General features: G+C 57.4%; 21 protein-coding genes and 1 riboswitch. Of the genes, 15 read left to right on the top strand and 6 right to left on the bottom strand.

Annotated features, from left to right (window positions below):
- Nucleotides 1-10 precede the first annotated feature (10 nt).
- Nucleotides 11-1,273: a phosphoribosylamine--glycine ligase gene (gene purD, locus FN806_RS04795; protein WP_142634552.1), complete on the top strand. Its 1,263-nt coding sequence runs from the start codon at nt 11-13 to the stop codon at nt 1,271-1,273.
- A gap of 86 nt (nt 1,274-1,359) precedes the next feature.
- On the opposite strand, the gene FN806_RS04790 is transcribed toward purD, so the two are convergent.
- The 4 genes from FN806_RS04790 to FN806_RS04775 all read right to left on the bottom strand — a co-directional run bounded on the left by FN806_RS04790 (nt 1,360) and on the right by FN806_RS04775 (nt 3,951).
- Nucleotides 1,360-2,115 (bottom strand): FG-GAP repeat domain-containing protein, encoded by a 756-nt coding sequence (locus FN806_RS04790; protein ID WP_142634550.1) that lies wholly within the window; start codon nt 2,113-2,115, stop codon nt 1,360-1,362.
- A complete protein-coding gene (locus tag FN806_RS04785; RefSeq protein WP_142634548.1) occupies nt 2,115-2,438 on the bottom strand; it encodes a 2Fe-2S iron-sulfur cluster-binding protein in 324 nt (107 codons plus the stop codon). The genes FN806_RS04790 and FN806_RS04785 overlap by 1 nt, the downstream gene beginning before the upstream one ends.
- A 136-nt stretch (nt 2,439-2,574) precedes the next feature.
- The gene (locus tag FN806_RS04780; RefSeq protein WP_142634546.1) at nt 2,575-3,201 is read right to left on the bottom strand and encodes a GNAT family N-acetyltransferase; all 627 of its coding nucleotides are present in this window, start codon (nt 3,199-3,201) and stop codon (nt 2,575-2,577) included.
- A gap of 60 nt (nt 3,202-3,261) precedes the next feature.
- Nucleotides 3,262-3,951, bottom strand: coding sequence for a glutathione S-transferase N-terminal domain-containing protein (locus FN806_RS04775; RefSeq protein ID WP_142634544.1), 690 nt, complete (start codon nt 3,949-3,951; stop codon nt 3,262-3,264).
- 130 nt (nt 3,952-4,081) lie between these two features.
- Nucleotides 4,082-4,159: riboswitch (SAM riboswitch) on the top strand.
- Nucleotides 4,160-4,221: 62 nt separating this feature from the next.
- On the opposite strand from FN806_RS04775, the gene metZ reads away from it, so the two are divergent.
- From metZ to FN806_RS04750, 5 genes are all read left to right on the top strand, one after another.
- Nucleotides 4,222-5,412, top strand: a complete 1,191-nt coding sequence (gene metZ / locus FN806_RS04770) for an O-succinylhomoserine sulfhydrylase (RefSeq protein WP_142634542.1) — start codon at nt 4,222-4,224, stop codon at nt 5,410-5,412.
- A gap of 171 nt (nt 5,413-5,583) precedes the next feature.
- Nucleotides 5,584-6,687, top strand: a complete 1,104-nt coding sequence (gene folE2 / locus FN806_RS04765) for a GTP cyclohydrolase FolE2 (RefSeq protein ID WP_142634540.1) — start codon at nt 5,584-5,586, stop codon at nt 6,685-6,687.
- A 275-nt stretch (nt 6,688-6,962) separates the two neighbouring features.
- On the top strand, nt 6,963-7,724 hold the full coding sequence (locus FN806_RS04760) for a hypothetical protein (RefSeq protein WP_142634537.1): 762 nt from the start codon (nt 6,963-6,965) through the stop codon (nt 7,722-7,724).
- A gap of 50 nt (nt 7,725-7,774) precedes the next feature.
- Nucleotides 7,775-9,223, top strand: coding sequence for a TrkH family potassium uptake protein (locus FN806_RS04755; RefSeq protein WP_142634535.1), 1,449 nt, complete (start codon nt 7,775-7,777; stop codon nt 9,221-9,223).
- A complete protein-coding gene (locus FN806_RS04750; RefSeq protein WP_142634533.1) occupies nt 9,223-10,806 on the top strand; it encodes a thiamine pyrophosphate-binding protein in 1,584 nt (527 codons plus the stop codon). The genes FN806_RS04755 and FN806_RS04750 overlap by 1 nt, the downstream gene beginning before the upstream one ends.
- 45 nt (nt 10,807-10,851) lie before the next feature.
- Here the strand turns inward: FN806_RS04750 and FN806_RS04745 are convergent, their stop codons facing one another.
- Nucleotides 10,852-12,588 carry a serine protease gene (locus tag FN806_RS04745; RefSeq protein ID WP_142634531.1) on the bottom strand — a complete coding sequence of 579 codons (1,737 nt, stop codon included), beginning with the start codon at nt 12,586-12,588 and terminating at the stop codon, nt 10,852-10,854.
- A 204-nt stretch (nt 12,589-12,792) separates the two neighbouring features.
- Between FN806_RS04745 and FN806_RS04740 the strand changes: the two genes are divergently transcribed.
- On the top strand, nt 12,793-13,722 hold the full coding sequence (locus FN806_RS04740; protein WP_142634529.1) for a glycine--tRNA ligase subunit alpha: 930 nt from the start codon (nt 12,793-12,795) through the stop codon (nt 13,720-13,722).
- 8 nt (nt 13,723-13,730) lie between these two features.
- On the opposite strand, the gene FN806_RS04735 is transcribed toward FN806_RS04740, so the two are convergent.
- A complete protein-coding gene (locus tag FN806_RS04735) occupies nt 13,731-14,363 on the bottom strand; it encodes a MarC family protein (RefSeq protein WP_142634527.1) in 633 nt (210 codons plus the stop codon).
- 92 nt (nt 14,364-14,455) lie between these two features.
- Here FN806_RS04735 and FN806_RS04730 point away from each other — a divergent pair, with 92 nt between their 5' ends.
- The 8 genes from FN806_RS04730 (at nt 14,456) to folP (ending at nt 25,319) form a co-directional block, all read left to right on the top strand.
- Nucleotides 14,456-14,983, top strand: a complete 528-nt coding sequence (locus FN806_RS04730; protein WP_142634525.1) for a DUF6446 family protein — start codon at nt 14,456-14,458, stop codon at nt 14,981-14,983.
- Nucleotides 14,980-16,182: a sodium/glutamate symporter gene (gene gltS / locus FN806_RS04725; protein ID WP_142634523.1), complete on the top strand. Its 1,203-nt coding sequence runs from the start codon at nt 14,980-14,982 to the stop codon at nt 16,180-16,182. The genes FN806_RS04730 and gltS overlap by 4 nt, the downstream gene beginning before the upstream one ends.
- Before the next feature lie 9 nt (nt 16,183-16,191).
- Nucleotides 16,192-18,432 carry a glycine--tRNA ligase subunit beta gene (glyS, locus tag FN806_RS04720; protein ID WP_142634521.1) on the top strand — a complete coding sequence of 747 codons (2,241 nt, stop codon included), beginning with the start codon at nt 16,192-16,194 and terminating at the stop codon, nt 18,430-18,432.
- A gap of 36 nt (nt 18,433-18,468) precedes the next feature.
- Entirely contained in the window at nt 18,469-21,030 is a 2,562-nt protein-coding gene (locus tag FN806_RS04715; RefSeq protein ID WP_142634519.1) for a putative PEP-binding protein, read from the top strand.
- 153 nt (nt 21,031-21,183) lie between these two features.
- Entirely contained in the window at nt 21,184-21,858 is a 675-nt protein-coding gene (locus tag FN806_RS04710) for a cell wall hydrolase (protein ID WP_246097141.1), read from the top strand.
- Nucleotides 21,859-21,974: 116 nt separating this feature from the next.
- Complete coding sequence (locus tag FN806_RS04705) at nt 21,975-23,303, top strand: multicopper oxidase family protein (protein ID WP_246097140.1); 1,329 nt, start codon at nt 21,975-21,977, stop codon at nt 23,301-23,303.
- Between the two features lie 100 nt (nt 23,304-23,403).
- Nucleotides 23,404-24,324, top strand: coding sequence for a dihydroneopterin aldolase (locus tag FN806_RS04700; protein ID WP_142634515.1), 921 nt, complete (start codon nt 23,404-23,406; stop codon nt 24,322-24,324).
- Nucleotides 24,321-25,319 carry a dihydropteroate synthase gene (gene folP / locus FN806_RS04695; RefSeq protein ID WP_142634513.1) on the top strand — a complete coding sequence of 333 codons (999 nt, stop codon included), beginning with the start codon at nt 24,321-24,323 and terminating at the stop codon, nt 25,317-25,319. Before FN806_RS04700 ends, folP begins: the two co-directional genes overlap by 4 nt.
- Nucleotides 25,320-25,335 lie beyond the last annotated feature (16 nt).

Below are 25,335 nucleotides of genomic sequence, written 5' to 3'. Positions count from 1 at the left end.
GAGAGCAGTCATGAACATCCTCATTCTCGGCAGTGGTGGGCGCGAACACAGCCTGGCCTGGGCGGTGATGCAAAACCCGAAATGTGACCGCCTGATCGTTGCTCCGGGCAATGCTGGCATTGCCCAGATCGCCGAATGTGCGGCACTGGACATCGAAAATGGCGGTGAGGTGGTCAGATTTGCAGATGAGAACGCGATCGACTTTGTGATCGTCGGCCCCGAGGCGCCATTGGCTGCGGGCGTTGCGGATCGTTTGCGCGAGGCTGGTGTCCTGGTTTTTGGCCCCTCGGCCGCGGCTGCACGTCTCGAGGCGTCCAAGAGCTTTACTAAAGAGATCTGCGACGCCGCCAATGCTCCAACCGCAGGATACGCCCGGTTTATCGAGGCCGAGCCAGCCAAAGCCTATATCAAAAAGCAGGGCGCACCTATCGTCGTCAAGGCTGATGGCTTGGCCGCGGGCAAGGGTGTGATCGTTGCGATGGACGAAGCGACGGCCTTGGATGCGATCGATGACATGTTTGGCGGAGCCTTTGGTGGTGCCGGTGCCGAAGTTGTGGTCGAAGAGTTCATGGAAGGTGAAGAGGCATCTCTGTTCGTGCTGTGCGACGGGGAAAGCATCCTGTCCATTGGCACGGCGCAAGACCATAAACGGGTAGGCGAGGGCGATACCGGTCTGAACACCGGCGGCATGGGCGCGTATTCTCCGGCTCCTGTGTTAAGCGCTGTAATCGAAGAGCGCGCGATGAACGAGATTGTGCGCCCCACCATGGCAGAGATGAAGCGGCGCGGAACGCCGTTTCAGGGCGTTCTTTATGTTGGTTTGATGATCAAAGACGGCCAGCCACGGTTGGTTGAATATAACGTGCGTTTCGGCGACCCGGAATGTCAGGTGCTGATGATGCGCCTGGGCGCGCAGGCGATGGACCTGATGCACGCCGCAGCAGAAGGCCGGTTGGCCGAGGCGCGTGTAAACTGGGCGGATGATCACGCCTTGACGGTAGTCATGGCCGCAAATGGTTATCCGGGCGCCTACCAAAAAGGCAGCGTGATCAAAGGGCTGGATGACGTATCTGAAGATAGCGGTAATATGGTGTTTCACGCAGGAACCAAAGAATCCGACGGTCAGATCGTCTCTAGTGGTGGCCGGGTATTGAATGTCACCGCACGCGGCCAGAACCTGCAGGAAGCGCGTGACCGCGCCTATGAGCTGATCGACGGGATCAACTGGCCAGAGGGGTTCTTTCGCCGGGATATCGGATGGCGGGCGCTGTAATCGCGAGGGCTCCCGCGCCCAGCCACTGCATCAGAGATGCAGCGTCAATGGGCTTGGGCCGGGCAGCCCTCTGACGCGGGCTGCAGTCAGGGCGAGGGTACGCAGTTAAGCGCAGAGGTCATTGCTTTCGGGCTAAAGGGGGCGACCAGATGCTGCACCCAGCCATTGTCAAAGCGGATGCTGACAATTTCGCGCCAGTCCGCAGACGCGACAACCAGTTCCGGGCCATTGCCACAGTCGCGCAGACCCCCTGTGATGAAACCTTCGCCGATCCGATGATTTGTCAGCCCTGGTAGAGCGGCAATCTGGATTAATTCGCCGTCGACAAAGCGCCAAATGAGCAATGTCTTGGCCAGATGAGGGCGGTCGACATAGGCGATTTCGATATTGCCATCCCCATCCAGATCCGCCGCCCCGACCGGAGCAAGCCATCGAAAGCGGGTACCGATATGCGGAGTTGCGGCGATTTTATCGCCTCTGGCATCATAGATGGCCAACTGAGCGCCCGTTTGACCCTGAGATTCAATGACAATGACCTCGGGGGTCCCGTCCTGATCCACGTCCACAAGCCGTGGAGCGAGATCTTCAAATACGCGATCAGATGGAAGACGGATGGTCACGTTTCCGCTTTGGGTAGTCAGCTCTAACGCGCCATATTCGATGTTATCACCCAGAACTCCGTGGGCGTAACGTGTTGTCGGCTCGGTGAAACGAGCGGCTGAGACGGTCTCCGCCAGTGCCAACGGGGCATGGCCCGTCAGCCAGAAGCACAACGTCAGCGCTGCGCCGCGGGCCTGACCCTGCCAAGTTCGGTAGGGTAGGCGCGGCGCTTTGCAGGGCATCAGATCTGTTTTTCCGGCATCTGAACGATCAGGCCATCCATCTCGTCTGTGACTTTGATCTGGCAGGTCAGGCGCGAACGGGCAGGGTCGGGCTCATAGGCAAAGTCCAGCATGTCTTCTTCCATGTCATCCTTGCCGGGAATTTTCTCAACCCAGTCGGGGTGGATATAGACATGGCAGGTCGAACAGGCACAGGCGCCGCCGCAATCCGCTTCGATGCCGGGAATGTTGTTGTCACGGGCTCCTTCCATGACGGTTAGTCCGTTGGCGACCTCGACAGTGTGCTCAGTACCGCCATGCTCGACATAGGTGATCTTTGCCATTGCGTGCGTCTTCCTTTTTCGATTGTCGATTTCTTCCTTAGTGAAGGGCGTTGCCTGTTTCCAGTGGGAATTGCGACATGAACGGTCGCGGCTGAATATTCTTATCGACAATATTGCAATCGAGCCTGCACCGATGTCAGTCGCTTTGACCGATCTCTAGAACCATGTGCAGGTGCATTCCTATTCCATGCTCGTCGTCCAAAACGGGCACGCGCGATTCAATTTCGACGCTAAATCCAATATGTTCATAAAAACTAACGGCTTCATTGTTGGCAGCTACATCAAGGCATATTTGATTGCACCCACCCGCCAAAGCCCGTTTCGTTGCTATTGCAAAGAGTTGGCTGGCAATGCCTGTACCCTGCATGTCTGGGTTCACAGCGAATTCGAGAATGTAGTAAGAGTTTTGACGCGGGGCGGGAAACAACCGATCCATCCAATGCAAGGCAGATTTTAGATGACGGGCTTCATCTTCGCCAAGAGCATTAGCTTGATGATCGACGGAAAAATCGAAATTCGCAGCATATTCTTCTTCTGTTTGCCCAATAAGGAGGCCGGCGACTTTGCCACGGTGCATGGCCGTGAAGGCATGTTTGAACGAATACAAACCTAGTTGCGCGGGCCATTCTGTTCCGATGATCTTAAGCAAGACATCCATTTTTCCAAATATGTAACCGTTTAGTTTTGGATCTGTGCTCCATAGAAGATCGGCGAGAGCCTCGGGTGGAACAGATTTGGAGGCCGGTTGTACTAGGACGGTCAAAATTCACTCCTGATTCTGGCATCCAGAAAATGCGACATACCGTGTAAACAATACCCTCGCTTATCGTTTAAACAAAACGCCCTGCGATTGCCTGTCACGGTGATCTCCGCGCAACTCGGCATGCAAGGCGCGGCCCGCATGCACACCGCGGCGAGAGCTTACGGTTTCCAACCAGCGGGTAAAGTGAGGCTTGTTTTCCAACACCTGTTGTTGCCCTTCCCACAAGCTCGCCCAGCCCCAGATCGACATGTCGGCGATGGAATAGAAATTGCCGGCCACATATTCGTTCTCGGCCAGCCTGCGATCCAGAACGCCGTAAAGACGTCCGACTTCGGCACGGTAGCGATCCTTGGGGTAGGGCAGGTCTTGCGGCGGGTCCAGCTGAGGTGCGTATTTCAGGAAATGGTGTGCTTGTCCCGCCATCGGGCCGATGCCGCCCATCTGCCACATCAGCCATTCTTCGACAGCGATCCGGTCACGTTCAGTTTCACCATAGAAGCGTCCGGTTTTTCGGGCGAGATACATCAGGATCGCGCCGCTTTCGAATACAGATACCGGCGTCCCTCCGGGTCCGTTCGGATCGACGATCGCGGGCATCCGGTTATTGGGGGCGATCTTAAGGAACTCGGGGTCGAACTGGTCGCCTTGGCCGATGTTGATCAGGTGGGTTTTATAGGGCAGCTCCATCTCTTCCAAAGCGATGGACACTTTCCAGCCGTTGGGCGTGGGCCAGAAATATAGATCGATCATGTCATCTCCTCAAACTGGACGCGATCATGGAGGTTTCAGCGCGTTCGGCAAGAGGGCGCGCAGGTGTGTTACGAAAGCGTGACCTTGGTGCAGCCGGTCTTGACGTGATCTGGGACGGGGCGTAAATGCATCCTCATCAAGTGGCGATTTGTTACCGGATTGCGGGCCACGTTAAACAACACCGCTAAAAGGTCAGGATGAAAGACCCCTTTCGCTTGGCCGCGTCTGGGGTTTTTTGTTTACGTCCCTCAAGGGGCTGAAAGGAATGACATGAGCGAGAGCTGGAACAAGCGCACACAAGCCGTCCATGGCGGCACCCGCCGCAGCCAATACAACGAAGTGAGCGAGGCGATCTTTCTGACCCAGGGATTTGTCTATGATACGGCCGAGCAGGCCGAGGCGCGGTTCATCGAAACCGGCCCTGATGAGTTCATTTACGCTCGTTATGGCAACCCGACAGTTTCGATGTTTGAACAGCGTATCGCGGCTCTGGAAGGGGGCGAAGACGCTTTTGCCACCGCCTCTGGAATGGCTGCGGTGAATGCGGCACTGACTTCGATGTTGCAAGCCGGTGACCACGTTGTTTCTGCCAAGGCTCTGTTCGGGTCGTGCCTGTATATTCTGGAAAACGTGCTGACCCGGTTCGGGGTTGAAGTGACCTTTGTGGACGGTACCGATCTTGACGCATGGGAGGCTGCGATCCGCCCGGACACCAAAGCGGTTTTCTTCGAATCCATGTCCAACCCGACGCTTGAGGTCATCGACATCTCAGCCGTTTCCCTTCTGGCCCATGCGGTTGGTGCTACGGTCATCGTGGACAATGTGTTCTCGACCCCAGTTTTCTCACGCGCGATCGCTCAGGGGGCCGACGTGGTTGTCTACTCGGCGACCAAGCATATTGATGGGCAGGGCCGCGCCCTGGGTGGTGTCATCATCGGCACCAAAGAGTTCGTCCGTGGTACGGTCGAGCCCTATATGAAACACACCGGAGGCGCGCTTAGCCCCTTCAACGCGTGGATCATGTTGAAAGGGCTTGAGACCATGGCCTTGCGGGTCAACGCACAGGCCGAAACCGCCCAGAGGATTGCCGAGGCGCTAGAGGGCCATCCGGCGTTGGAGCGGACGCTTTACCCCGGTCTGAAATCTCATGCGCAGAATGATCTGATACAAACGCAGCTTGGCGGCAAAGGCGGGACAGTGCTTTCGTTGGATATCAAGGGCGGAAAAGAGGCGGCATTTTCCTTCCTTAACGCCCTGACGATTCCGGTGATTTCGAACAATCTGGGCGATGCCAAGTCGATTGCCACCCACCCGGCAACCACCACACATCAAAGATTGAGTGACGACCAAAAAGTTGAGCTGGGCATTGCTCCGGGCCTCATCCGGTTCTCGGTCGGTTTGGAAGACGCCGATGATCTTCTTGCCGATATCAAGCGCGCATTGGACGTTTCTCAGCAATAGGGGCGTCATCTGGACTGTTAGGCATAGTTCGAAAGCGGTTTGTGACTTGTGCGCATGATGCGCCCATCACGAAGTTTCGATCCGGGCTGTGTTTCGGCGCGTATACCATTAGACTGGAAATCGCGTCGAACATATATATAGTCCGGCGACCAACCCGAGGAGCCCTGATCGATGAACGTGTATCCCCGTGACATTGATGACGCCCCCAACAATGATGAGGCCGCGGCAGCGTTGAAAACCCTGCGGAAATGGGCCGAGAACGCGACCGAGGCTGAAATCGGTCAACTTGATCCTGCTGTCGCGCGGCTTGTGCCGGGGCTCCTGCCGGTCAACTACCCATCCCTGTCGCGGCATTACCCCGAGGGGTTTGCTGTGGATGAGGCCTACCGCGCCTCGTTGCCTGACCTTCAGAATGGACCTTCCAGCCTGATCCGTGGGGCGAAGCAACAGATTCAACATGTTGGTATATCGAATTTCCGCTTGCCGATCCGGTTTCACCGCAAGCAGGGCGACGACCTGACGCTGGAGACCTCAGTGACTGGCACTGTCAGCCTTGATGCGGAAAAGAAGGGCATCAACATGTCCCGTATCATGCGTTCGTTCTACAAACATGCTGAGCGCACGTTCAGCTTTGAGGTGATCGAGGCTGCGCTGAACGACTATATGACCGATCTGGACAGCTTTGACGCACGTATCCAGATGCGGTTCTCTTACCCGGACAGGACACAAAGCCTGCGTTCGGGTCTGGAAGGCTATCAATATTACGATATCGCGCTGGAACTGGTCGAACAGAATGGCGTGCGTCAAAAGATCATGCATCTGGATTATGTGTATTCCTCGACGTGCCCATGTTCTCTGGAGCTCAGCGAGCATGCGCGGTCTACACGAGGGCAACTGGCGACGCCGCATTCGCAGCGCTCGGTTGCGCGGATATCGGTTGCGGTCGATTGCGATGCCGATTGCCTCTGGTTCGAAGATCTGATTGCGCTGTGTCGCAGGGCGGTGCCGACCGAGACGCAGGTCATGGTCAAACGTGAAGATGAGCAGGCATTTGCCGAGCTGAACGCCGCAAACCCGATTTTTGTCGAAGACGCGGCACGCCTGTTTTGTGCCGAACTTTTGGCCGACCATCATATCGGCGATTTCCGCGTGATCGCCAGCCATCAAGAAAGCCTGCACAGCCATGATGCCGTTTCTGTTCTGACTGAGGGCCCGACCTTTGTGTCCTCCAGCCTGGATCCGAGGCTGTTTACGACATTGTTTCACGTCGGATAGGCGCTAAACTTTTGTAAAACCTTGATTAAGTACCGGTGCGGTGAAATTTCGCCGCATTGCAGCGATAAATGCTGCAAGCGCGAAGTTCTTGCTGTAAACTATCCTTGAATGCAGCCATCTCGTGGTCACTGTTCTGGTGATCATTTCACTCAATCAGGAAGCCGGCACGTGCGACGCCAAGGACTGCAAGGCAACGTAATCCGCCCGTTTAGTCAGGGCGGGCAGGGTTCTTTACTCATTCGCGGGTTGCATCACTTTCACAGGAGAACAACCTCATGAACCCGTTTACCCAGCCATTTGAATTTCAGGCAGCAGCAATTCGATTTGCCGGTGAGGCAATGACCAACCATTTGAAAATCATGCAAATTCTGACCAACTCTGCGATTGAACTGCCCTTCGCCCAGGTTCAGGCCCTGCGTGTCGCCTCCGAAAAGACTGTTGCTGACGTGAAGGCACCTGAGTTCAAATCTCAGGCGATGCCTGTGGTCAATGCTGATCCGCAACCTGCGGCAAAGGTCAAAGTGGCCGTCCAGAAAAAGGCAGAAGTCAAGGCAAAGGCCGAATCGCCCAAGCCCGCCCTGGCGAAACCTGTGACAAAAGCCAGAGCGTCGGGGGGTGCGAAAAAGGCACAGACCAAGTCCGCGGCAAAACCTGCAGTGGCAAAAGCCGCAGCCCCAAAAGTCGCAGCTAGGCCCGCTGCCCCCAAAGCCGCTACGGCAAAGCCTGCTGTTACCAAAACCGTAACTGCCAAATCTGAAACGCCCAAAGTAGAAGCCGCTAAACCTGCTGCAGTCAGACCTGCAGTGGCAAAAACTGCTGCTCCCGCCGCTGCGATCGACGCTGCTGTTGCAAAAACCGCAGCTGTTAAACCGGCAGCGTCCCAGGTGAAGGCAGATCGGGTTGCAACCGCCAAACCTGCACCTGCAAATCCGGCCGCGTCGAAGGCTCAGGCGGGACAGGCGGCAGCTGCACGCCGGTCACGCGCGCCTTCGAAACCGCCCGTGATGCCCGTCTCGAGCGGCAAAACCGAAAAGTAATCGGGACATCCGCTTGACACAGTCGTGCAGGCGCGCCAACGCTGCGCCTCATGACGGACATGCGCCCGGTAGGATATGTGATTGGCCTGTTGGTCGCCATTCTTGGGGCGACCATGATGTTGCCCATGCTTGCGGACCTTATCGAGGGCCGCGGCGAATGGCATGTATTCCTTGAAAGCAGCGTTATCACCATTCTGACCGGCGCTGTCCTTTCTATGAGCTGCTCAAATGGCGTTGGCGAAGGGTTGACGATCCGTCAGACCTTTCTGCTCACGACCGGCGTTTGGGTGGCTTTGCCTTTATTTGGGGCAATTCCTTTCCTGTTCGGGGAAACCGAGTTGCGCTTTGTAGATGCCTATTTCGAGGCCATGTCTGGCCTTACGACCACGGGATCGACCGTGATTTCCGGGCTCGACGGGCTGCCGCAGGGGTTGCTTTTGTGGCGCGGTGTGCTGCAATGGCTGGGCGGTATCGGGATCATCGTTGTTGCAATGGTTTTTCTGCCCGAGCTTCGGGTCGGAGGAATGCAGATCTTCCGTTCGGAAGGTTTCGAAACCATGGGTAAGATCCTGCCGCGGGCGCAAGAAATCGCAGGCCAGATTTCCCTGATCTACGTGTTCCTGACCGTGGTCTGCGCGCTTGTTTACACCGGTCTTGGCATGAGCTTTTTTGACGCCGTGGTTCATTCTATGACCACAATCTCGACCGGTGGGTTTTCAAACTATGATGCATCGTTCGGTACCTTCTCGGGTCCGGCGGAATATGCGGCGTCGATTTTCATGATCCTCGCTGCCCTGCCATTTGTGCGTTATGTTCAGTTTGCCAATGGCAGCACCGGCTCCCTGTTCCGCGACAGTCAGATTCGGGCGTTTTTGGCCACGATCCTGATTCTTGTAGCCGTCATGGCGGTGTTTTTGACCTCTGTCTTTCCGCATCACTGGGAACAGGCGGTGCGGGAATCGCTGTTCAACATCACATCGATCATTTCAGGTACCGGATATGCCAGCGTCGATTATATGGGTTGGGGCAGTTTTCCGATCATGGTGTTCTTCCTGATTGGCCTGATCGGAGGGTGTGCGGGATCAACTGCCTGTTCGATCAAGATTTTCCGCTATCAACTGCTGTTTGCATCCATCAAAACTCAAATCCGGCGTATCCGTTCACCGCATGGGGTGTTCATGCCTCTCTATGACGGGCGTCCCATCGGAACGGATGTCCTGACTTCGGTCATGAGCTTTTTCATGTTCTTCGTATTGTCTTTGGGTTTTCTGGCATGGGCGCTGGCGCTGACCGGGCTGGATTTCATTACCTCTGTCTCGGGTGCAGCAACAGCGTTGGCCAATGTTGGTCCGGGCCTTGGGGATCAGATCGGACCAGCGGGTAATTTCAGCGGGCTCAGCGATACAGCCAAATGGTTACTATCTGCGGGGATGCTGGTCGGTCGGCTTGAACTGCTCGCCGTCTATGCGCTGTTCACAGTCCATTTCTGGAGAAGTTGATGAAAAGACCACTTGGCGCTCAAATCTCGCACATGCTCCGGGATCGGGGTGTTGATGTGATTTTTGGTATCCCCGGCGTCCATAATCAAGAGATGTATCGCGGGATCGAAGAAGCCGGCATCACCCATGTTCTTGCGCGTCACGAGCAGGGGGCCGGTTTCATGGCGGACGGATATGCGCGCGCAAGCGGCAATCCTGGCGTGGCCTATGTGATCACAGGGCCTGGGCTGTGCAACATCATGACACCCATGGGGCAGGGGTATTCGGATTCGGTACCAATGCTGGTGCTGTCCTCCTGCCTTGATGATGATCAGGCGCTGCAGGGACAGCTTCATCAGATGAAGGATCAACGTGCCGCCGGAGAAACGGTCGCGGATTGGTCGTTGCAGGCTAATACAGCTTCGGCCGCCTATGGCCTGGTTGAACGTGCTTTCGAAGAGTTCGCGTTGAGCCGCCCCAGACCCAAGCACATACAGGTGCCGATTTCGCAACTTAAGGCACAGGCTGACCCAGCCCCATTCCCGAACCAGCCGGGTTTGCGGACAAAGGCTCTGCCGCCGGACGTCGCGCCGGTCTTGTCGATGCTGAACATTGCGCGCAGGCCGCTGTTCGTTCTGGGAGGTGGTGCAAGATCAAACTTGTGGCGGCAGATTCTGACACAGATCGGAGCCGCCTGTTTCACCACCTATGCGGGGCGTGGAATGGTGGGGTTGGATTATGCGTTGGATTTTGGCGCTGCCTTGTCTCGTCCCGAAAGCGCCCGGATCATCGCCTCCGCCGATCTTGTGGTGGTCGTCGGAGCCGAGCTGGGTGAGGTCGATCTGTGGCGCGATGCGCTGGGGCATACGGCCAATATGATCCGCATTGATCTGGACCCTCAGGTCCTGTCGGACCATCATCGGGCCTCTGTCAAGTTGCAGGCGGATGGCGGAAGCTTTGCCCACGCGATGTGGGCGTCTATTGACCATGTCAAACCGGCAAATGGCTGGTCCTCGGATGAGGTCTCCGAAGCCCGCAGTAAATGGCGCGCCGAGATTGATGCGGAACGGCCCGGTATTGTCCCGGTGTTGGATGCCTTGCGTAAGGCAATGCCAGCGGATGTGATGGTGTATTCGGACATGACCCAGTTCGCCTATGTTGCCAAGGGGGTGTGGGAAATGCCTTTCCCCTATCATTGGCACCACCCGAACGGCTTTGGCACGCTGGGCTATGCGTTGCCGGCTGGAATAGGTGGCGCTATCGCGCGGCCGGGCAGGCCGACTGCTGTGATTGCTGGGGATTATGGCTTTCACTACACGATGATGGAATTGGGCGTGGCGGTAGAGCTGGGTTTGCCCCTGCCGATCATTCTTTGGGACAATGGCAAGCTGAAAGAGATCGAAGACAGCATGGTGGGCAGTCAGATCGCGCCGAATGCTGTCGTTGCGCGAAACCCTGACTTTTGCAAACTGGCCGAGGCATTCGGCGCCTTGTCTGCTGCGCCCTCAACACTGGATGACATGCAGTCTGCGGTGCGAAAAGCGTTTTCCGCTAAGGGGCCGACATTGATCCGGATCACTCCGGACATATGGCGCGCAGAATAAAAAACGCCGCCCGGATGGGCGGCGTTAATGCGCGATTTTACGAACTCAATCCCAGCATTGTACCAGAACAGTCATCCCATTTGCCCGGCGGCTAAGCTCATTGGGTGAGACCTGCGTGGCGGCGGTGGCGCTGGATTGACCTGCCAGCCCAGCCTTGCTCAGCGCCTTGTTCAGGCTCTCTGTATTGGCAGACAGGCTGACCGAGGCGGGCAGGGTCCGCCCATTCGTCGGGGTCGGCAAAAGCATCCCGACCACCTGACCGTTGCCGTCAAACACGGGGCCTCCTGCATCGCCGGGTTGGGTGGCCAGCGCCAGACGCTTCACGCCATCCTCACCGTTCAGGCCGCGCAGGTCGGCGATCTGCCCATATGACAGCGTCGGACCGCCCAAAACGCCCTGATACGAGAATCCGGAGACCGCAACCTCGGACTGAATCCGCGGCTTGGTGCTGCTGAACTCGGCCACGCTGATCGGGGAAAGGTCGCGGCTTGGCCGCAGAACGGCGATGCCGAGATCGGGATCGGTCGAGGCGACCTCAAGCTCGTGCGCGCCGTCCAGCGTGATCCGCGAGCAGCTATCTGCCGCCTCGGTCACGGTCAGGACGGTGCCTTTGGCATCCGCAAAGAACCCCGAGCGTGACAGGCGCGGTTTGCGAACCTGCAGGCCGGATACAAGATCAATGCTTTGCGTAGCGTCTGATCCGGCGGCGGCGTCAAGAACCGCATCAGTGGTGCTAAAGCCCGCTTTCATGGCGGCAAGAACGCGGGTACGGCGCGCCTCGTCCCCTTCGGGCCAGACCAGGGTAAAACCTTTGATCTGACCATCTTTCAGCTTGGCCTCGGTATAGGATACAATGTCATTGCCGCGACCTTCCAGCGTAAAGCTGTCACCGCGCAGCTGGCGAGGGCCTTCAAGCGGAACGATTTCCAGCGACTGCATGACTTCAAAAAGGGCCCGCAGGGTTGCTTTGGTGCCATCCTGACTGATCAGCAGGGCCTGAGCATTCAGGTCGGTCGAGCCGTTGAAATGCACGAAGGGGGCCTCGTAACGGTCGAATGCAACAACATCCAGCGGCATGGCCATCTCGATACCTGCCTGTGGGTCTGTGTAGAGCTGCATTCCGGCGCTGATTAATGGCGCGTTATAGTCATCCATCAAGGCCTTGCGTTGTGCCGTCGTCAAAACCCCGGTCGCCTCGTATCCGTTGAAACTTTGCCAGTCGCCCATCGAGCGACGCGTTCCCTGTCCAAAGGCACCGTCAATCGTCGAGTTGTAGAAACCGGCTGCTTGAAGTGCGGTTTGAAGGCCCATACGCTCCTGCGCGCTCAGCAATCGTTCGCTTTGCAGCGCCTGTGATCTGGTTTCATCGGCAATTTGCGGGGTTGCCTCGGCCACTGGCTGTTCCGGTTCAGGTGCGACCGGCGCTGTCACAGCGGCCTGGTCCTGAGTATTCGCACTGACCGGCCAGAACTGCTGCCGCAGTGTGTTCGAGAAGGCGATAAAGCTGTCGGCTGGAATTTGCCCCTCTGCGCGGTACACCCGCAGAACTTGCTCGGCATCGCCGCGCAGATACGGGCCGATCACAATGGCATACCAGCCCGAATTCAGGCGAAATCCATTCACGTCTGGCAACGCGCCAGAATAGGCTTGTGCGCGTTCCTGGGCTTCACGCAGCGAAGGCTGCGCCTCGACCTGGACCCAAACACCTCCGTCTTGCTGAGCAAATGATGCCCGCACGCCGAAAAGGAAAAGAACTGAAATTACCGTTAATATGCGTCTCATTGTGTGCCTGTGTCCGCGGTGTTTTTCTGCGATGAAGAGTACGCGATATGCGGGTTGAAACACCATGCCTGGAATACGGGGAATTTCCAGTTCGGCCGCTCAGTGGCTTCCCGGGCACACTGTCCCGTTGACGCCCCTTGGCCCCTTGCATAGGAAGGGCAAAACCCACCGGAACAGGGCGCAATGGCGTCCAAAGGGAATGTGATGACCGTTAAGTCCAACGCACCTCGCTCTTTTCAGGAGATCATCCTGCGCCTTCAGACCTATTGGGCGTCAAAAGGCTGCGCCATTCTGCAGCCCTATGACATGGAAGTGGGGGCAGGGACATTCCATCCCGCGACTACTTTGCGCGCGTTGGGGTCCAAGTCCTGGGCCGCAGCTTATGTACAGCCCTCGCGCCGCCCAACAGATGGGCGCTATGGCGAGAACCCCAATCGCTTGCAGCACTATTATCAGTATCAGGTGTTGATCAAGCCTAGCCCGCCGGACCTGCAGGCGTTGTATCTGGGCAGCCTTGAGGCAATCGGCATCGACATGGACCTGCATGACATCCGGTTTGTCGAGGATGACTGGGAAAGCCCAACCCTGGGCGCCTGGGGCCTGGGCTGGGAGGTCTGGTGCGACGGCATGGAAGTCAGCCAGTTCACCTATTTTCAACAGGTCGGAGGCCATGACTGCGCGCCGGTTTCAGGTGAATTGACCTATGGGTTGGAGCGGCTGGCGATGTATGTGCTGGGTGTTGATCACGTGATGGACATGCCCTTCAACGATCCGCAGTCACCCAGCCCGCTGACCTATGGTGACATATTCAAACAGACCGAAGAAGAATATGCCCGCTGGAACTTTGACGTGGCCAATACCGACGTGCTGCTCGACCATTTCAAAGAGGCCGAGGCTGAATGTGCCACCATTCTGGCGCAGGATCATGACGATCCCAAGACCGGCAAACGCATCATCATGGCGCATCCGGCCTATGATCAGTGCATCAAGGCGTCGCACATCTTTAACCTGCTGGATGCGCGTGGCGTGATCTCGGTGACGGAACGGCAGGCCTATATCGGACGCGTGCGCGCCTTGGCCAAGCAATGCGCCGACGCCTTCGTCCAGACCGAAGCCGCCGGGTACGAGGTCTGATGCGGCAGTTACGCCAAACCGGGAAGCAGAACTTTAAGTCCGTCCGCGATCATGCTGATTGCGATGGCAGACAGGATCATACCCATAAAGCGGCTCATGATCACCCGAGCGTTGTCCGAAAGCCGCTTGGACAGCGCCGCGGCGTTCCAGAATGTGACGAACAGCAAAAACAGCACTGCCAGAAAAACGCCCGCATAGAGTATGACGTCCATAGGTTTGGACATTTGATGTGCATAGAGGATCAACGTTGTGATTGTGCCAGGCCCAACGAGGATGGGAAAGGCCAACGGATAAAAGGCGACGGTGTCGGCCTCGGGATAAGATTTCTTTTCGCCTTCGGTTCCGTGATGCGCCGTGCTCTCGGTGCCGCTCAGCATGTTCAGGCCGATCATCAGGACAACAAGACCGCCCGCAACGCGCAGATCATTGACGCTGATGCCGAACAGTCCCAATGTCTTGCTGCCAATGGCTGCAAAAGCACCGCCCAGGATCAGACAATAGGTGACGGTTTTCACCGCAACCTTGCGTTGATCTGCGGGGGTCAGACCATCAGTCACGCTCAGAAAAACGGGCAAGTTGGTGATCGGGTTCATGATCGCAAAAAGCGCGCCGAAAAAACCTGCGGCGAGAGTCGTGTCCATTTTCATTACCCTAATGTCAGCCTGTATCAGGTTGGAAACTGGCCCATTTTCGACCTCAATGAAAGAGGCCACGTGAATAGGATGCTCGAACGATGACCGGAAAACTACTTGCTATTCTCCTTCTTGGGTCGGCTGTTCTGGCTGGTGGGGCCATGTACTATCTGCAAGTTTACGGCTTTTATTATGGAGTGGTCTCAAAGCCGGGACAGGATGTCCGTTTGCTTGCAATCGGCGCAGATGAGCCCGAGACCATCGCCTATACGGACTTTCAGGCGATTGATGCGGACAGCTCTCCGATTCGATACCGCGCCTGCTTTGAAACTGACCTGACGCCCGCAGATCTGGCGGGTTATCAGACCGCCAATGACCCCGAACCGTTGACGGCGCCCGGATGGTTTGAGTGCTACGATGCCATCGAGATTGCCAACGCGTTGCAGACCGGTCAGGCGCAGGCCTTTATCGGGGCTAAGAATATACACTTTGGCGTGGACCGGATCGTCGCTGTAACCCAGGATGGAAAAGGCTATGTTTGGCACGCGCTGAACAACTGCGGGGAAAAGGCCTATGACGGCACGGTCGTCGGAGAGGAATGCCCGCAGCAACCGGAAACGGGGCAATGACTTATCTCATCCCGGATATGATCGCCGCCACGTTGGGTCTGGCTGTCTATCTTTTGGGGGCGGAGTTGAACCAGCAGGTGAAGCTGCTTCAGCGCTTCAACATACCCGAACCGGTCAGCGGCGGGTTGGTCGCAGCGCTGGTGATGTTGGGATTATACATGGCCACAGGCATCTCATTCGATTTTGAGATGGCCACGCGGGATTACATGCTGGTGCTGTTTTTTGCGGCAATCGGCCTGAATGCCCGGTTCCTGGATCTGCTTACCGGCGGCAAACCTCTGTTCTTGCTGTTGGTTCTGACACTGATCACCATCATCATGCAAAACGGCATTGGTGCCGTCGGGGCGGTTGCATTTGGCTTTCCTGCCCAATCCGGAGTGTTATTCGGGTCAGCTGCCCTGATCGGAGGGCATGGAACCGCCATTGCATGGGCGCCGGACGTTGGTGCCGTAACTGGGTTGGAAGGCGCGACCGAGTTGGGGGTCGCAGTGGCGACATTGGGTCTGGTGTTGGCCGCGGTGGTTGGTGGTCCTGTGGCCAAGTATCTTGTCGAACGCTATAATCTGACCCCCGACCGCCCCAACGAAGAACTGACAGTTGGTGTCGCAACCGAAGAACAGCGTTATCCTGATATTACGCCGCTTGGTCTGATGCGGGTCATGCTGTACCTCCATCTTGCCATTATCATTGGCTATGGCGTGAATGTCCTGATCGCAGAGGCCGGCCTGAAACTTCCCCTGTTTGTACCTTGTCTGATCATTGCCATTTTGATCGGCAACCTGCGCAGCTGGTTGCGGCCAAATGCAGTTCCCGTCAGCCGCACATCCGCGCTTGGGCTGGTTTCAGAGCTTGCGTTGGGTACCTTTCTGGCCATGTCGCTGATGAGCCTGCAGTTGTGGACGATTGCGGAACTTGGTGTGACCATTTTGGTCGTACTGGCGGCACAAACCGCCTTTACGGTAATCTTCGTTATCTACGTGTTGTTTCCGGTGATGGGGTCAGGATATCGCGCCGCGGTTCTGGCCGCGGGTTTCGGCGGGTTTGCGCTGGGCGCGACTCCGACCGCCATTGCCAATATGACCGCTGTAACCAAGCGATATGGCCCGTCCCCTATTGCCTTTATCGTACTGCCCCTTGTATCCGCCTTTTTTGTGGATATCGCTAATGCCATCGTCATCCAGACGATCGTCAATTTCTAAGGACCGACTATGCCCGACCTGCTGATCGAACTGTTTTCCGAGGAAATCCCTGCACGCATGCAAACCCGTGCCGGTGAAGACCTGAAAAAGCGGATCACCGATGGTCTGGTCGAGGCCGGTCTGACCTATGCCGGGGCCGCCTCTCTGACCACGCCCCGTCGTCTGACTTTGGCGGTCGAAGGCTTGCTGGCCGAAAGCCCGTCCATCCGCGAGGAACGCAAAGGCCCGAAAGTGGGCGCACCCGATAAGGCCATCGAAGGCTTCCTGCGCGGCGCCGGCCTGACCCGCGATCAGTTGGAAGAGCGTGAAACGCCCAAAGGTGCGGTCTATTTCGCGATGATCGAAAAGCCTGGTCGCCCGGCGGCTGATATCGTGGCCGACGTGCTTGAGGCGACCATTAGGAACTTCCCCTGGCCCAAGTCGATGCGCTGGGGCAGTGGACCGATGCGCTGGGTACGTCCGCTGCATTCGATCCTGTGCCTCCTCAGCGATGAGGCAGGCGCGCAGGTCGTGCCTCTTGAGGTCGAAGGGATCAAATCCGGCGACACGACCGAGGGCCACCGTTTTATGGCCCCGAACCGGTTTTCTGTCACGTCGTTCGAGGATTATGCCGCCAAGCTGAAACGCGCCTTTGTTGTGCTATCGCCTGAGGAACGCGCCGAACACATCTGGAACGACGCGCAGAACATGGCGTTTGCCGCCGGTCTGGAAGTGGTCGATGACAAGGGCCTGCTGGCCGAGGTCGCCGGGCTGGTCGAATGGCCCGTGGTGCTCATGGGGCAGATCGACGAGGAATTCCTGGAACTGCCGCCCGAGGTGCTGCAGACCTCGATGAAGGAACACCAGAAATTCTTTTCTGTGAAGAACCCCAAAACCGGCCGGATTGAACGCTTTATCACCGTCGCCAACCGCGAGACCGCCGATAATGGCGCGACCATTCTGGCGGGGAACCAGAAGGTGCTGTCGGCCCGTCTGGCGGATGCCAAGTTCTTTTGGGAGAATGACCTGCGCGTTGCCAAGTCGGATATGACCCAATGGACCCGCGCGTTGGAGAATGTGACCTTCCACAACAAGCTGGGCACGCAGGCCGAACGGATCAATCGCATCGCCGCGCTGGCCCGCGAGCTGGCACCGATCGCAGGTGCCGAACCGGCAGTGGCCGAGAAAGCCGCGCGTCTGGCCAAAGCCGACCTGAGCTCGGAAATGGTCTATGAATTCCCCGAACTTCAGGGGCTTATGGGGCGCTATTACATCGAAGCCGCAGGTGAAGACGCCGCTGTCGCCGCCGTGGCGCAGGAGCATTATTCGCCTCTGGGTCCGTCTGACGATGTGCCAACAGCACCGCTTTCAGTGACCGTGGCGCTAGCCGATAAGCTGGACACGCTGACTGGGTTCTGGGCGATTGATGAGAAACCGACCGGGTCGAAAGACCCGTTTGCCCTGCGCCGGGCGGCGTTGGGGGTTATTCGGTTGGTTCTGGAGAATAATCTTCGATTTGGATTTCTTTCGACAGCTTGGAAATGCGTTAAGAAATGCGGAACCGACAGAGAACTAGAGCATCTTGAAAAAATCTTTAGAAACCAAATTCAGGCGGATGCAGATACCCTCAAACGATTTGGGCTTGAAGGCTTACCCAAAGAAGGTGTGAAAGACTTCTTTGCTGACCTTCAATCCAATCTTCAAGAAAACCTCAAAGAGTGGATCGTGCGTGACCATGCCACAACTCGCGACCTCCTCTCGTTCTTCCACGACCGCCTCAAAACCTTCCTCCGCGACGAGGGCATCCGCCACGACATCATCGACGCCTGTATTGCTATGGACGGGAATGACGACCTCAACCTGCTAGTCAAACGTGCCCGCGCGCTGAATGCGGTGATTGCGACCGAGGATGGCGAGAACCTCGTGCAGGGGTTCAAGCGGGCCAACAACATCCTGTCTCAGGCGGAAGAGAAGGATGGGGTGGAATACTCCTATGGTGCGGATGTGAAGTTTGCCGAAACAGACAGCGAGAAAGCACTGTTTGCAGCATTGGATCAGGCTCAGGCACAGATCGGCACAGCGCTGGCGTCCGAAGATTTCCCGGCCGCGATGACGGCTATGTCCGCGCTGCGCGGGCCGGTAGATGCGTTCTTTGAGGATGTGCAGGTCAATACCGACAATGACATCCTGCGCCGCAACCGTCTGAACCTGCTCAGCCAGATCAGGAAGGTCTGTTCCAGCGTGGCCGATCTGGCACGAATCGAAGGTTAACGCTCTTGCGCCACGGGCGCAGGGGCCTATGCTGCGGTGAAACCAAAAGGTGCCGCAGTGCAGAATAACCCGAATACCACTCTGATCACAGCCGAAGCGCCCGTAGCGGCGAATACTCATGGCGGGCGCGCGAAATGCCTGCAGCGCCTGGTTCGGCTGGATTTTCCCGTACCACGAACGGTTGCATTGTCCTTTGATGCAGTGCAGCGGATCGCCGGCGGGCAGGTGCCCGACATTGCGGCTATTCTCGAACAGTTCGACGAGGCGGCGCTGCTATGTGTTCGTCCAAGTTCCGAGGACCCCGATTGGGGCGGGCCTGGGGCAATCCTCAACATCGGTATGAATGATGCGCGCTATGTGGATCTGTCAGACGAGATGGGGAACGAGGCCGCGGCCGCACTGTCGCTGCGCTTTGTTCAAAGCTATGCCATTCATGTGGCGCGTCTGGATGCGGATGTGTTTGACGACATCGAGGCCGATGGGCTGGAAGGTCTGCGCCAGTCGTTGCGGGCCTATGAGGATGAGACCGACGAGCCCTTCCCACAGGATCGTGGTGAGCAGCTGGTTGCGGTTCTGCGTTCGATGGCGCGGGCATGGGATGGAACCTCAGCCCGGCTGTTACGCCAGGCAAAAGGTGCGCCAGCGGATGCAGGTCTGGGTCTGGTCATTCAGGAGATGGTCCCGGGTGTGGGGCAGGGCGAATGCGGGTCCGGCGTTCTGCAACTGATTGATCCGACAACAGGGCTGCAGCAGATAACCGGTCGTTACCTCAGCCAAAGCCAGGGTCGCGATGCGTTGGGCGAGGGGGTCGCTGCGCTGTATCTGGAAAAGGATCCGCGTGGTAAGTCGCTTGAGGAAGTTGCGCCCAAGGCATTCGCGGAACTCAAGGCACATGCTGCAATCATGCGCGAAAAGCTGCGTGAGGAAATGCAGGTCGAATTCGTCATCGAAAATGGGCACGTTCACATTCTGGACGGTGTGCGCGTGCAGCGCAGTGCCCGTGCTGCCATGCGGATTGCCGTTCGGTTGGCCGAGGATGGCATCATTCCTCAGCAAGAGGCGGTGATGCGGGTCGATCCGCATTCTCTGAACGAGTTGCTGCACCGGCAGGTTCACCCCGACGCGCGCCGTGATGTGCTGACCACAGGCATTGCAGCCAGTCCAGGGGCGGCAACCGGAAAGCTTGTGTTTACTGCGGCCGAGGCGCAGGCCAGTGCCGCGCGGGGCGAGCCCTGTATTCTGGTGCGCCGAGAGACGTCCCCGGAAGATGTCCGGGGAATGCACGCCGCAGTGGCTGTTCTGACCGAAAAGGGTGGGATGACCAGCCATGCGGCCGTGATCGGTCGCGGCTTGGGCCTGCCTTGCATCGTTGGCGCCTCTGAAATGCGGTTTCAGACCAAAGAGAAGATGTTGACAGCCCAGGATGGCCGCGTTTTCAAAACGGGCGACAAGCTGACGATAGACGGAACTTCGGGGCAGGTTCTGGCGGGGCAACCCGCGATGCTTGAGGCGGCGCTAGACGATTGTTTTCAGACGCTTATGAGCTGGGCAGACGCCGAACGTGATATTGAGATCCGCGCCAATGCCGATACGCCTGCGGATGCGCAGACCGCTCGGAACTTTTCGGCACAAGGGATCGGCCTGTGCCGGACGGAACATATGTTCTTTGATCCCGGCCGCCTGATCGTGATGCGCGAAATGATCTTTGCCCAAACCTCTTCCGGTCGTGCGGCGGTTCTGGAACGTCTGCTTCCGATGCAACGCGCAGATTTCGTGCAACTCTTTCGAATTATGGAAGGTCAACCGGTCTGTATCCGCCTGTTCGACCCGCCGTTGCATGAGTTCCTGCCCACGACTCGCAGTGGCCAGCGTGAATTAGCAGAGGCACTTGATCTGCCGGTTTCGGATGTGGAACGCCGTGTCGCCGAGATGACCGAATATAATCCGATGTTGGGATTGCGCGGCGTCAGGCTGGGCATCACGGTGCCGGAAATCTATGATATGCAGGCCCGGGCAATCTTTGAGGCGACGCTTGAGGCCAGCGAAGAGGGCGCTCTGGTGGTCCCCGAGGTGATGATACCGCTGGTTTCGGCCAAGCGCGAGGTTGAGCTTGTCAAATCTCGGATAGACACGGTTGCGGCGTCGGTAGCCGCTGAACGAGGGCAAGAGTTCGAATATCGGCTGGGGGTCATGGTGGAAACGCCGCGTGCCTGCCTGCGGGCGGACGAAATCGCTCCACAAACTGCGTTCCTTAGCTTCGGCACCAATGATTTGACCCAAATGACCTACGGATTGTCTCGTGATGACGCTGGTCGCTTCATGTCTGCTTATGTGCGTCAGGGTGTTTTCGCCGAGGATCCGTTCCACGTGCTAGATCCCGATGGTGTAGGGGAATTGCTGAAGCTGGGGTCTGAACGCGGACGCCGGGTTCAGCCGGACGTGACCCTGTCGGTCTGTGGCGAACATGGCGGAAACCCCGAATCAATCGCAATTTGTCGGGATTTGGGGTTCGACTATGTGTCATGTTCACCCTTCCGGGTACCTGTCGCTCGGCTGGCTGCCGCTCAACTGGCGATTTCGTCCAGACTTGGGGGTTGACAGTAACTGCCGACCCAAGGATTAGTGGGTAAAGAAGGTAGCCGTCGTCAACTTATTTTGACGTTACGGCGATTTTCCACTTGCATCTTCTTCTGATCTGGACGTTTCCGATTCAATTCGGTATGAGCCTCATCGCGCCCGCCGGGGGAGGGTATGGCGCAGAATGTGCCTGTGCGAGGTTATCTGATGCTAAGATATATTCTGGCTGTTGCCGTTATGGCGACAACCATGCTGCCTAGTGTGTCCTTCGCTGAGAGGGAAGCAACCGATACTGCGAAACGTGAGCTGGTCGCCCGTAGCGAACTGCCCGGTCAGAATTTTCGCGATTATCTGAATTTGTTCAAGCCCCGACAGGAGCCTGAGTCGAAAGAAGTGTCCTACTCCAAGAGCTGGTTGGACGAGCAACCCACCGCCACCGGAGGTGAACAGTTCAAGTGCCTGGCCGAGGCGTTGTACTTTGAAGCGCGCGGCGAAGGTGTGCGCGGTCAGTTTGCTGTGGCGGAGGTTATCCTCAACCGTGTTGCCAGCAGCCGCTTTCCCGACACGCTGTGTGGTGTGATCAATCAGGGCACAGGTAAGAAATACCAGTGCCAGTTCACCTATACCTGTGACGGTCAAGAGGAAGTGATCCGTGAAAAGAAGGCCTATGAGCGTGTGGCAAAAGTTGCGCGTACAGCCATCGACGGGGATGCCAAAAAGCTGACCGAAGGGGCTACGCATTATCACACGACCGCAGTGCGCCCGTCTTGGGCCAAGGTCTACAAGGAAACCGCGCGTATCGGTGTCCATATTTTCTACCGTCACAACTATCAGACGGCGAGTAACTGATTGACGCACCCGCGCTGGAACCCTACTGGCGCGGGACGAAAATCGGTTTAGATTGCGGGCCAAGGAGGCCCGTATTGTTGTTATCACGCAGACAGATTTTGCAATCCGGTACAGCAATGTTGCTGTTGCCCAAGGCAGTGCATGCCGCAATAGATGATTTGGTTGCCCAGATCGTCTCCCGACAGCTGGCCCCTGACGGGTACTCCGAGACCTCGGTTTGGTCCTTTGGTGGAAATGTGCCCGGTTCAGAAATTCGCCTGCGCAAAGGGCAAAGCGTCCGGCGCAGATTGGTAAACGATTTGCCCCAACCCGCTACGATCCACTGGCATGGCATTCGGATTGTCAATGCAATGGACGGAGTTCCGGGTCTGACGCAGGACGCTGTTCAGCCTGGCCACAGTTTTACCTATGACTTTGTGGTCCCGGATGCGGGGACATATTGGTATCATGCCCATAACCGATCCATGGAGCAGGTTGCGCGTGGCCTCTACGGCCCATTGATTGTCGAAGAAGATAATCTGCCTGATGTGGATCAGGATTTGACCCTTGTCCTGGACGACTGGAGGTTGGCCCCGGAAACCGGGCAGATCGTAGAAGATTTTGATAACCAGCACGACCTCAGCCACGCCGGGCGTTTGGGCAATCTCGTCACAGTTAATGGCCAGTTTGATCCAGAATATGCAGTGGCGCGCGGCGCGCGCCTGAGGCTGCGGCTGATCAATGCGGCAAATGCCAGGATATTCGATCTGGGGCTGGATGGTCTGACAGGTTGGATCGTCGCTTTGGATGGAATGCCTCTGGTTGACCCTTTGCCGGTTTCCGGGAACGTCCCGCTTGCACCTGCTCAGCGGATGGATCTGATCGTGGATGTGCAAAGTGATGAGGGTCAGATTGCCGGGCTTGTAAGTCAAGAACGCGGTGACAGCTTCGGTCTGGTTCGGCTTGCGGTGGCCGGTCAGGCGGCGGCAAACAGGACTGGAATCCGCCCTTTGCCAGCAAATGAGATGCCTAAGGTTCGGCTGGACGACGCACCGATCCATCGCATGACGCTGCAAGGCGGGGCCATGCGCTGGCTGGATTCCGCCAATTTGGGCGAGACCGAGCTATCAGGCCGTGAATTGGCCCAACTCGGGAGGTTTTGGGCATTGAATGGCTATTCTGATCGACCGGATGAGCCGTTTCTGGATGCACGATTGGGAAGTGCTCATCAGATTGAGTTTGTCAATGAAACGGCGTTTCCCCACGCTATGCACCTGCATGGGCACCATTTCCGCATCATCCTGGATGACGGCACGCTGGGCCCCTGGCGCGACACAATACTGATAGGGCGGGGTCAGACCCATAAAATCGCGCTGATTGCTGACAATCCAGGCGACTGGTTGTTACACTGCCATATGCTGGGTCATTCAGCATCGGGAATGATGAGCTGGTTTCGCGTCAGCTGACGCCGCATTCGAAGACTGGAATGGCGCTTGTTGCAGTGTTATAGGGCCTGCAATGTGTAAATAGGTCCGAAAAGTCCACCAAGCCCAAAGGGTCAACCGCATGAGTTCTGAAATCCGTCTTGCCTTTGCGCACCCCTCCGAGCGGTCCGAAGCGACAGCCACGCGGGGACCTCTGGATCGCATTTCTCTGCGGGACCATATTGTCGAGGTCGAAATTGGCGCTTTTCAGGCCGAGCGCGGAACGACGCAACGCATTTGCTTTAATATCGTTGTCGAAGTGCGCCCTTTGACCGATCCGATTGACGATGATGTTGATCGCATTTTGTCATATGATCGTGTGACCGAGGCTATCGCCTTTGAACTGTCAGCCGAGCGGTTGAACCTGCTGGAAACTCTGGCAGATCGGATTGCGGAAAGAATTTTGCTTGAGCCTCAGGCCGTAAGAGCTTTTGTCAGAATAGAAAAACTGGACCGAGGACCCGGCGCTTTGGGCGTCGAGATCGTGCGCGGTAAAGATGCAACTCACCACGATCTGGTCGAGGAAGAGCGTCCGCACCCGCGTTTGGCCTTCCTGTCAAACGAAGCAATCGCTTCGGACAATCTGACCGGTTGGATCGACCAGTTGGAGAACCGGAAACGTCCCTTGATCCTATGCGTTGGGGCGGCGGATATGGCCGTTTCACAAACGGGGCACGCCATGACACAACGCCGGATCGACCTTTTAGCCATCGAGCAAAACGCCTGGGTATTGGCCGCGCGTGACCTGCGCTGTGTCGTCGTTTCCACGCGGACTGAATTGGATTGGGCCATGAAGAACGGACAGATTTGCGTTTGGGCACCGTCCAAGATCGTTCTTGATGCGGTGGATGGGCCATCTGCCGCACCCTCTGACGCGGTCGCTTTGGCGGCATGGTTTGCCGCGACTTTCGAAGCAAGTGAGCTGTTGGTTTTCGGAGGCGCCCTGCCGGACTCGCCGCAGATTCCGCTGCGCGCTGTGCCGGTGGATCAGGCGACCCTGTGACTGCTTACTACCGCCCTTTGGTTCAGCATGGTGAGGCGCGCCCCGAGGGGGCGGTCGCCTTGGCCGGTCAGGGGCTGTGGTTCACCCATGTCGAACGCCTCAGCCGGACCGCAGCCGCGCGCATCCTCCCGGCTGCGCAGGTTCCCGGCGATGTGCTGGATCGGCTGACACGTCCACGGGCCGCTATTTCTGGCGTTGCGATGGATCGGCCCCAGATCATGGGCATCCTCAATGCCACGCCGGACAGTTTCTCGGATGGCGGGGTGCATAACTCGGTCGAGGCGGCACAGGCTGCGGCGCGGGACATGGTCGCGCAGGACGCCAGTATTCTTGATATCGGAGGCGAGTCGACACGCCCCGGCGCAAGTTTTGTTCCTGAAGACGAGGAAATCGCCCGTACCGAACCGCTGATCAAAGCGATCAGATCGGCCACCGATGCGCTGATTTCCATAGACACCCGCAAAGCCGCCGTCGCCAAAGCCGCCTGGAAAGCCGGGGCAGGGCTGATCAATGACGTCTCGGGCTTTACCTTCGACCCGGACCTTGCGCCGTTCTGTGCCCAGGTTGGGGCCCCTGTCTGCGTGATGCACATGCAGGGCGATCCCGGTTCGATGCAGGACGACCCGACTTACGACAGTGTTTTGCTGGATGTTTATGACTTCCTACATGGGCAGGTTGGTTTTCTTGAAGACCTCGGCATGAGCCGGGACCAGATCATTATCGACCCTGGCATAGGATTTGGCAAAACCGAAAAGCACAATCTTATCCTTCTGCAGAATCTCAGCCTGTTTCACTGTTTGGGGTGTCCGATCCTGCTGGGCGTATCCCGAAAGGGGTTTATCGGGCAGATAGGCAAAGAGCCCCGCAAAGACGCGCGTGCGCCGGGATCCATCGCCGTGGGGCTGGCCGGATTGGCACAGGGTGTGCAGATCCTGCGTGTTCATGACGTCGCTGAAACCGCTCAGGCCTTGCGTCTATGGGCCGCCGTCCGGTAATCCGGTCGCAAGCAAG

The organism is Ruegeria faecimaris (assembly GCF_900182615.1).
In the GTDB taxonomy this organism is placed as follows: Bacteria; Pseudomonadota; Alphaproteobacteria; order Rhodobacterales; family Rhodobacteraceae; genus Ruegeria; species Ruegeria faecimaris.
This window is presented reverse-complemented; position numbering and strand designations above follow the sequence as displayed.

Excerpts from the sequence above, each read along its gene's own strand:
- FN806_RS04755 (WP_142634535.1), top strand. The coding sequence starts at position 7,775 with ATGACGGACATGCGCCCGGTAGGATATGTGATTGGCCTGTTGGTCGCC.
- FN806_RS04705 (WP_246097140.1), top strand. The coding sequence starts at position 21,975 with ATGTTGCTGTTGCCCAAGGCAGTGCATGCCGCAATAGATGATTTGGTT.
- metZ (WP_142634542.1), top strand. The coding sequence starts at position 4,222 with ATGAGCGAGAGCTGGAACAAGCGCACACAAGCCGTCCATGGCGGCACC.
- folE2 (WP_142634540.1), top strand. The coding sequence starts at position 5,584 with ATGAACGTGTATCCCCGTGACATTGATGACGCCCCCAACAATGATGAG.
- FN806_RS04775 (WP_142634544.1), bottom strand. The coding sequence starts at position 3,951 with ATGATCGATCTATATTTCTGGCCCACGCCCAACGGCTGGAAAGTGTCC.
- FN806_RS04735 (WP_142634527.1), bottom strand. The coding sequence starts at position 14,363 with ATGGACACGACTCTCGCCGCAGGTTTTTTCGGCGCGCTTTTTGCGATC.
- FN806_RS04745 (WP_142634531.1), bottom strand. The coding sequence starts at position 12,588 with ATGAGACGCATATTAACGGTAATTTCAGTTCTTTTCCTTTTCGGCGTG.
- purD (WP_142634552.1), top strand. The coding sequence starts at position 11 with ATGAACATCCTCATTCTCGGCAGTGGTGGGCGCGAACACAGCCTGGCC.
- glyS (WP_142634521.1), top strand. The coding sequence starts at position 16,192 with ATGCCCGACCTGCTGATCGAACTGTTTTCCGAGGAAATCCCTGCACGC.
- FN806_RS04730 (WP_142634525.1), top strand. The coding sequence starts at position 14,456 with ATGACCGGAAAACTACTTGCTATTCTCCTTCTTGGGTCGGCTGTTCTG.
- FN806_RS04785 (WP_142634548.1), bottom strand. The coding sequence starts at position 2,438 with ATGGCAAAGATCACCTATGTCGAGCATGGCGGTACTGAGCACACTGTC.
- FN806_RS04760 (WP_142634537.1), top strand. The coding sequence starts at position 6,963 with ATGAACCCGTTTACCCAGCCATTTGAATTTCAGGCAGCAGCAATTCGA.
- FN806_RS04740 (WP_142634529.1), top strand. The coding sequence starts at position 12,793 with ATGACCGTTAAGTCCAACGCACCTCGCTCTTTTCAGGAGATCATCCTG.
- FN806_RS04750 (WP_142634533.1), top strand. The coding sequence starts at position 9,223 with ATGAAAAGACCACTTGGCGCTCAAATCTCGCACATGCTCCGGGATCGG.
- FN806_RS04790 (WP_142634550.1), bottom strand. The coding sequence starts at position 2,115 with ATGCCCTGCAAAGCGCCGCGCCTACCCTACCGAACTTGGCAGGGTCAG.
- gltS (WP_142634523.1), top strand. The coding sequence starts at position 14,980 with ATGACTTATCTCATCCCGGATATGATCGCCGCCACGTTGGGTCTGGCT.
- FN806_RS04700 (WP_142634515.1), top strand. The coding sequence starts at position 23,404 with ATGAGTTCTGAAATCCGTCTTGCCTTTGCGCACCCCTCCGAGCGGTCC.
- FN806_RS04710 (WP_246097141.1), top strand. The coding sequence starts at position 21,184 with ATGGCGCAGAATGTGCCTGTGCGAGGTTATCTGATGCTAAGATATATT.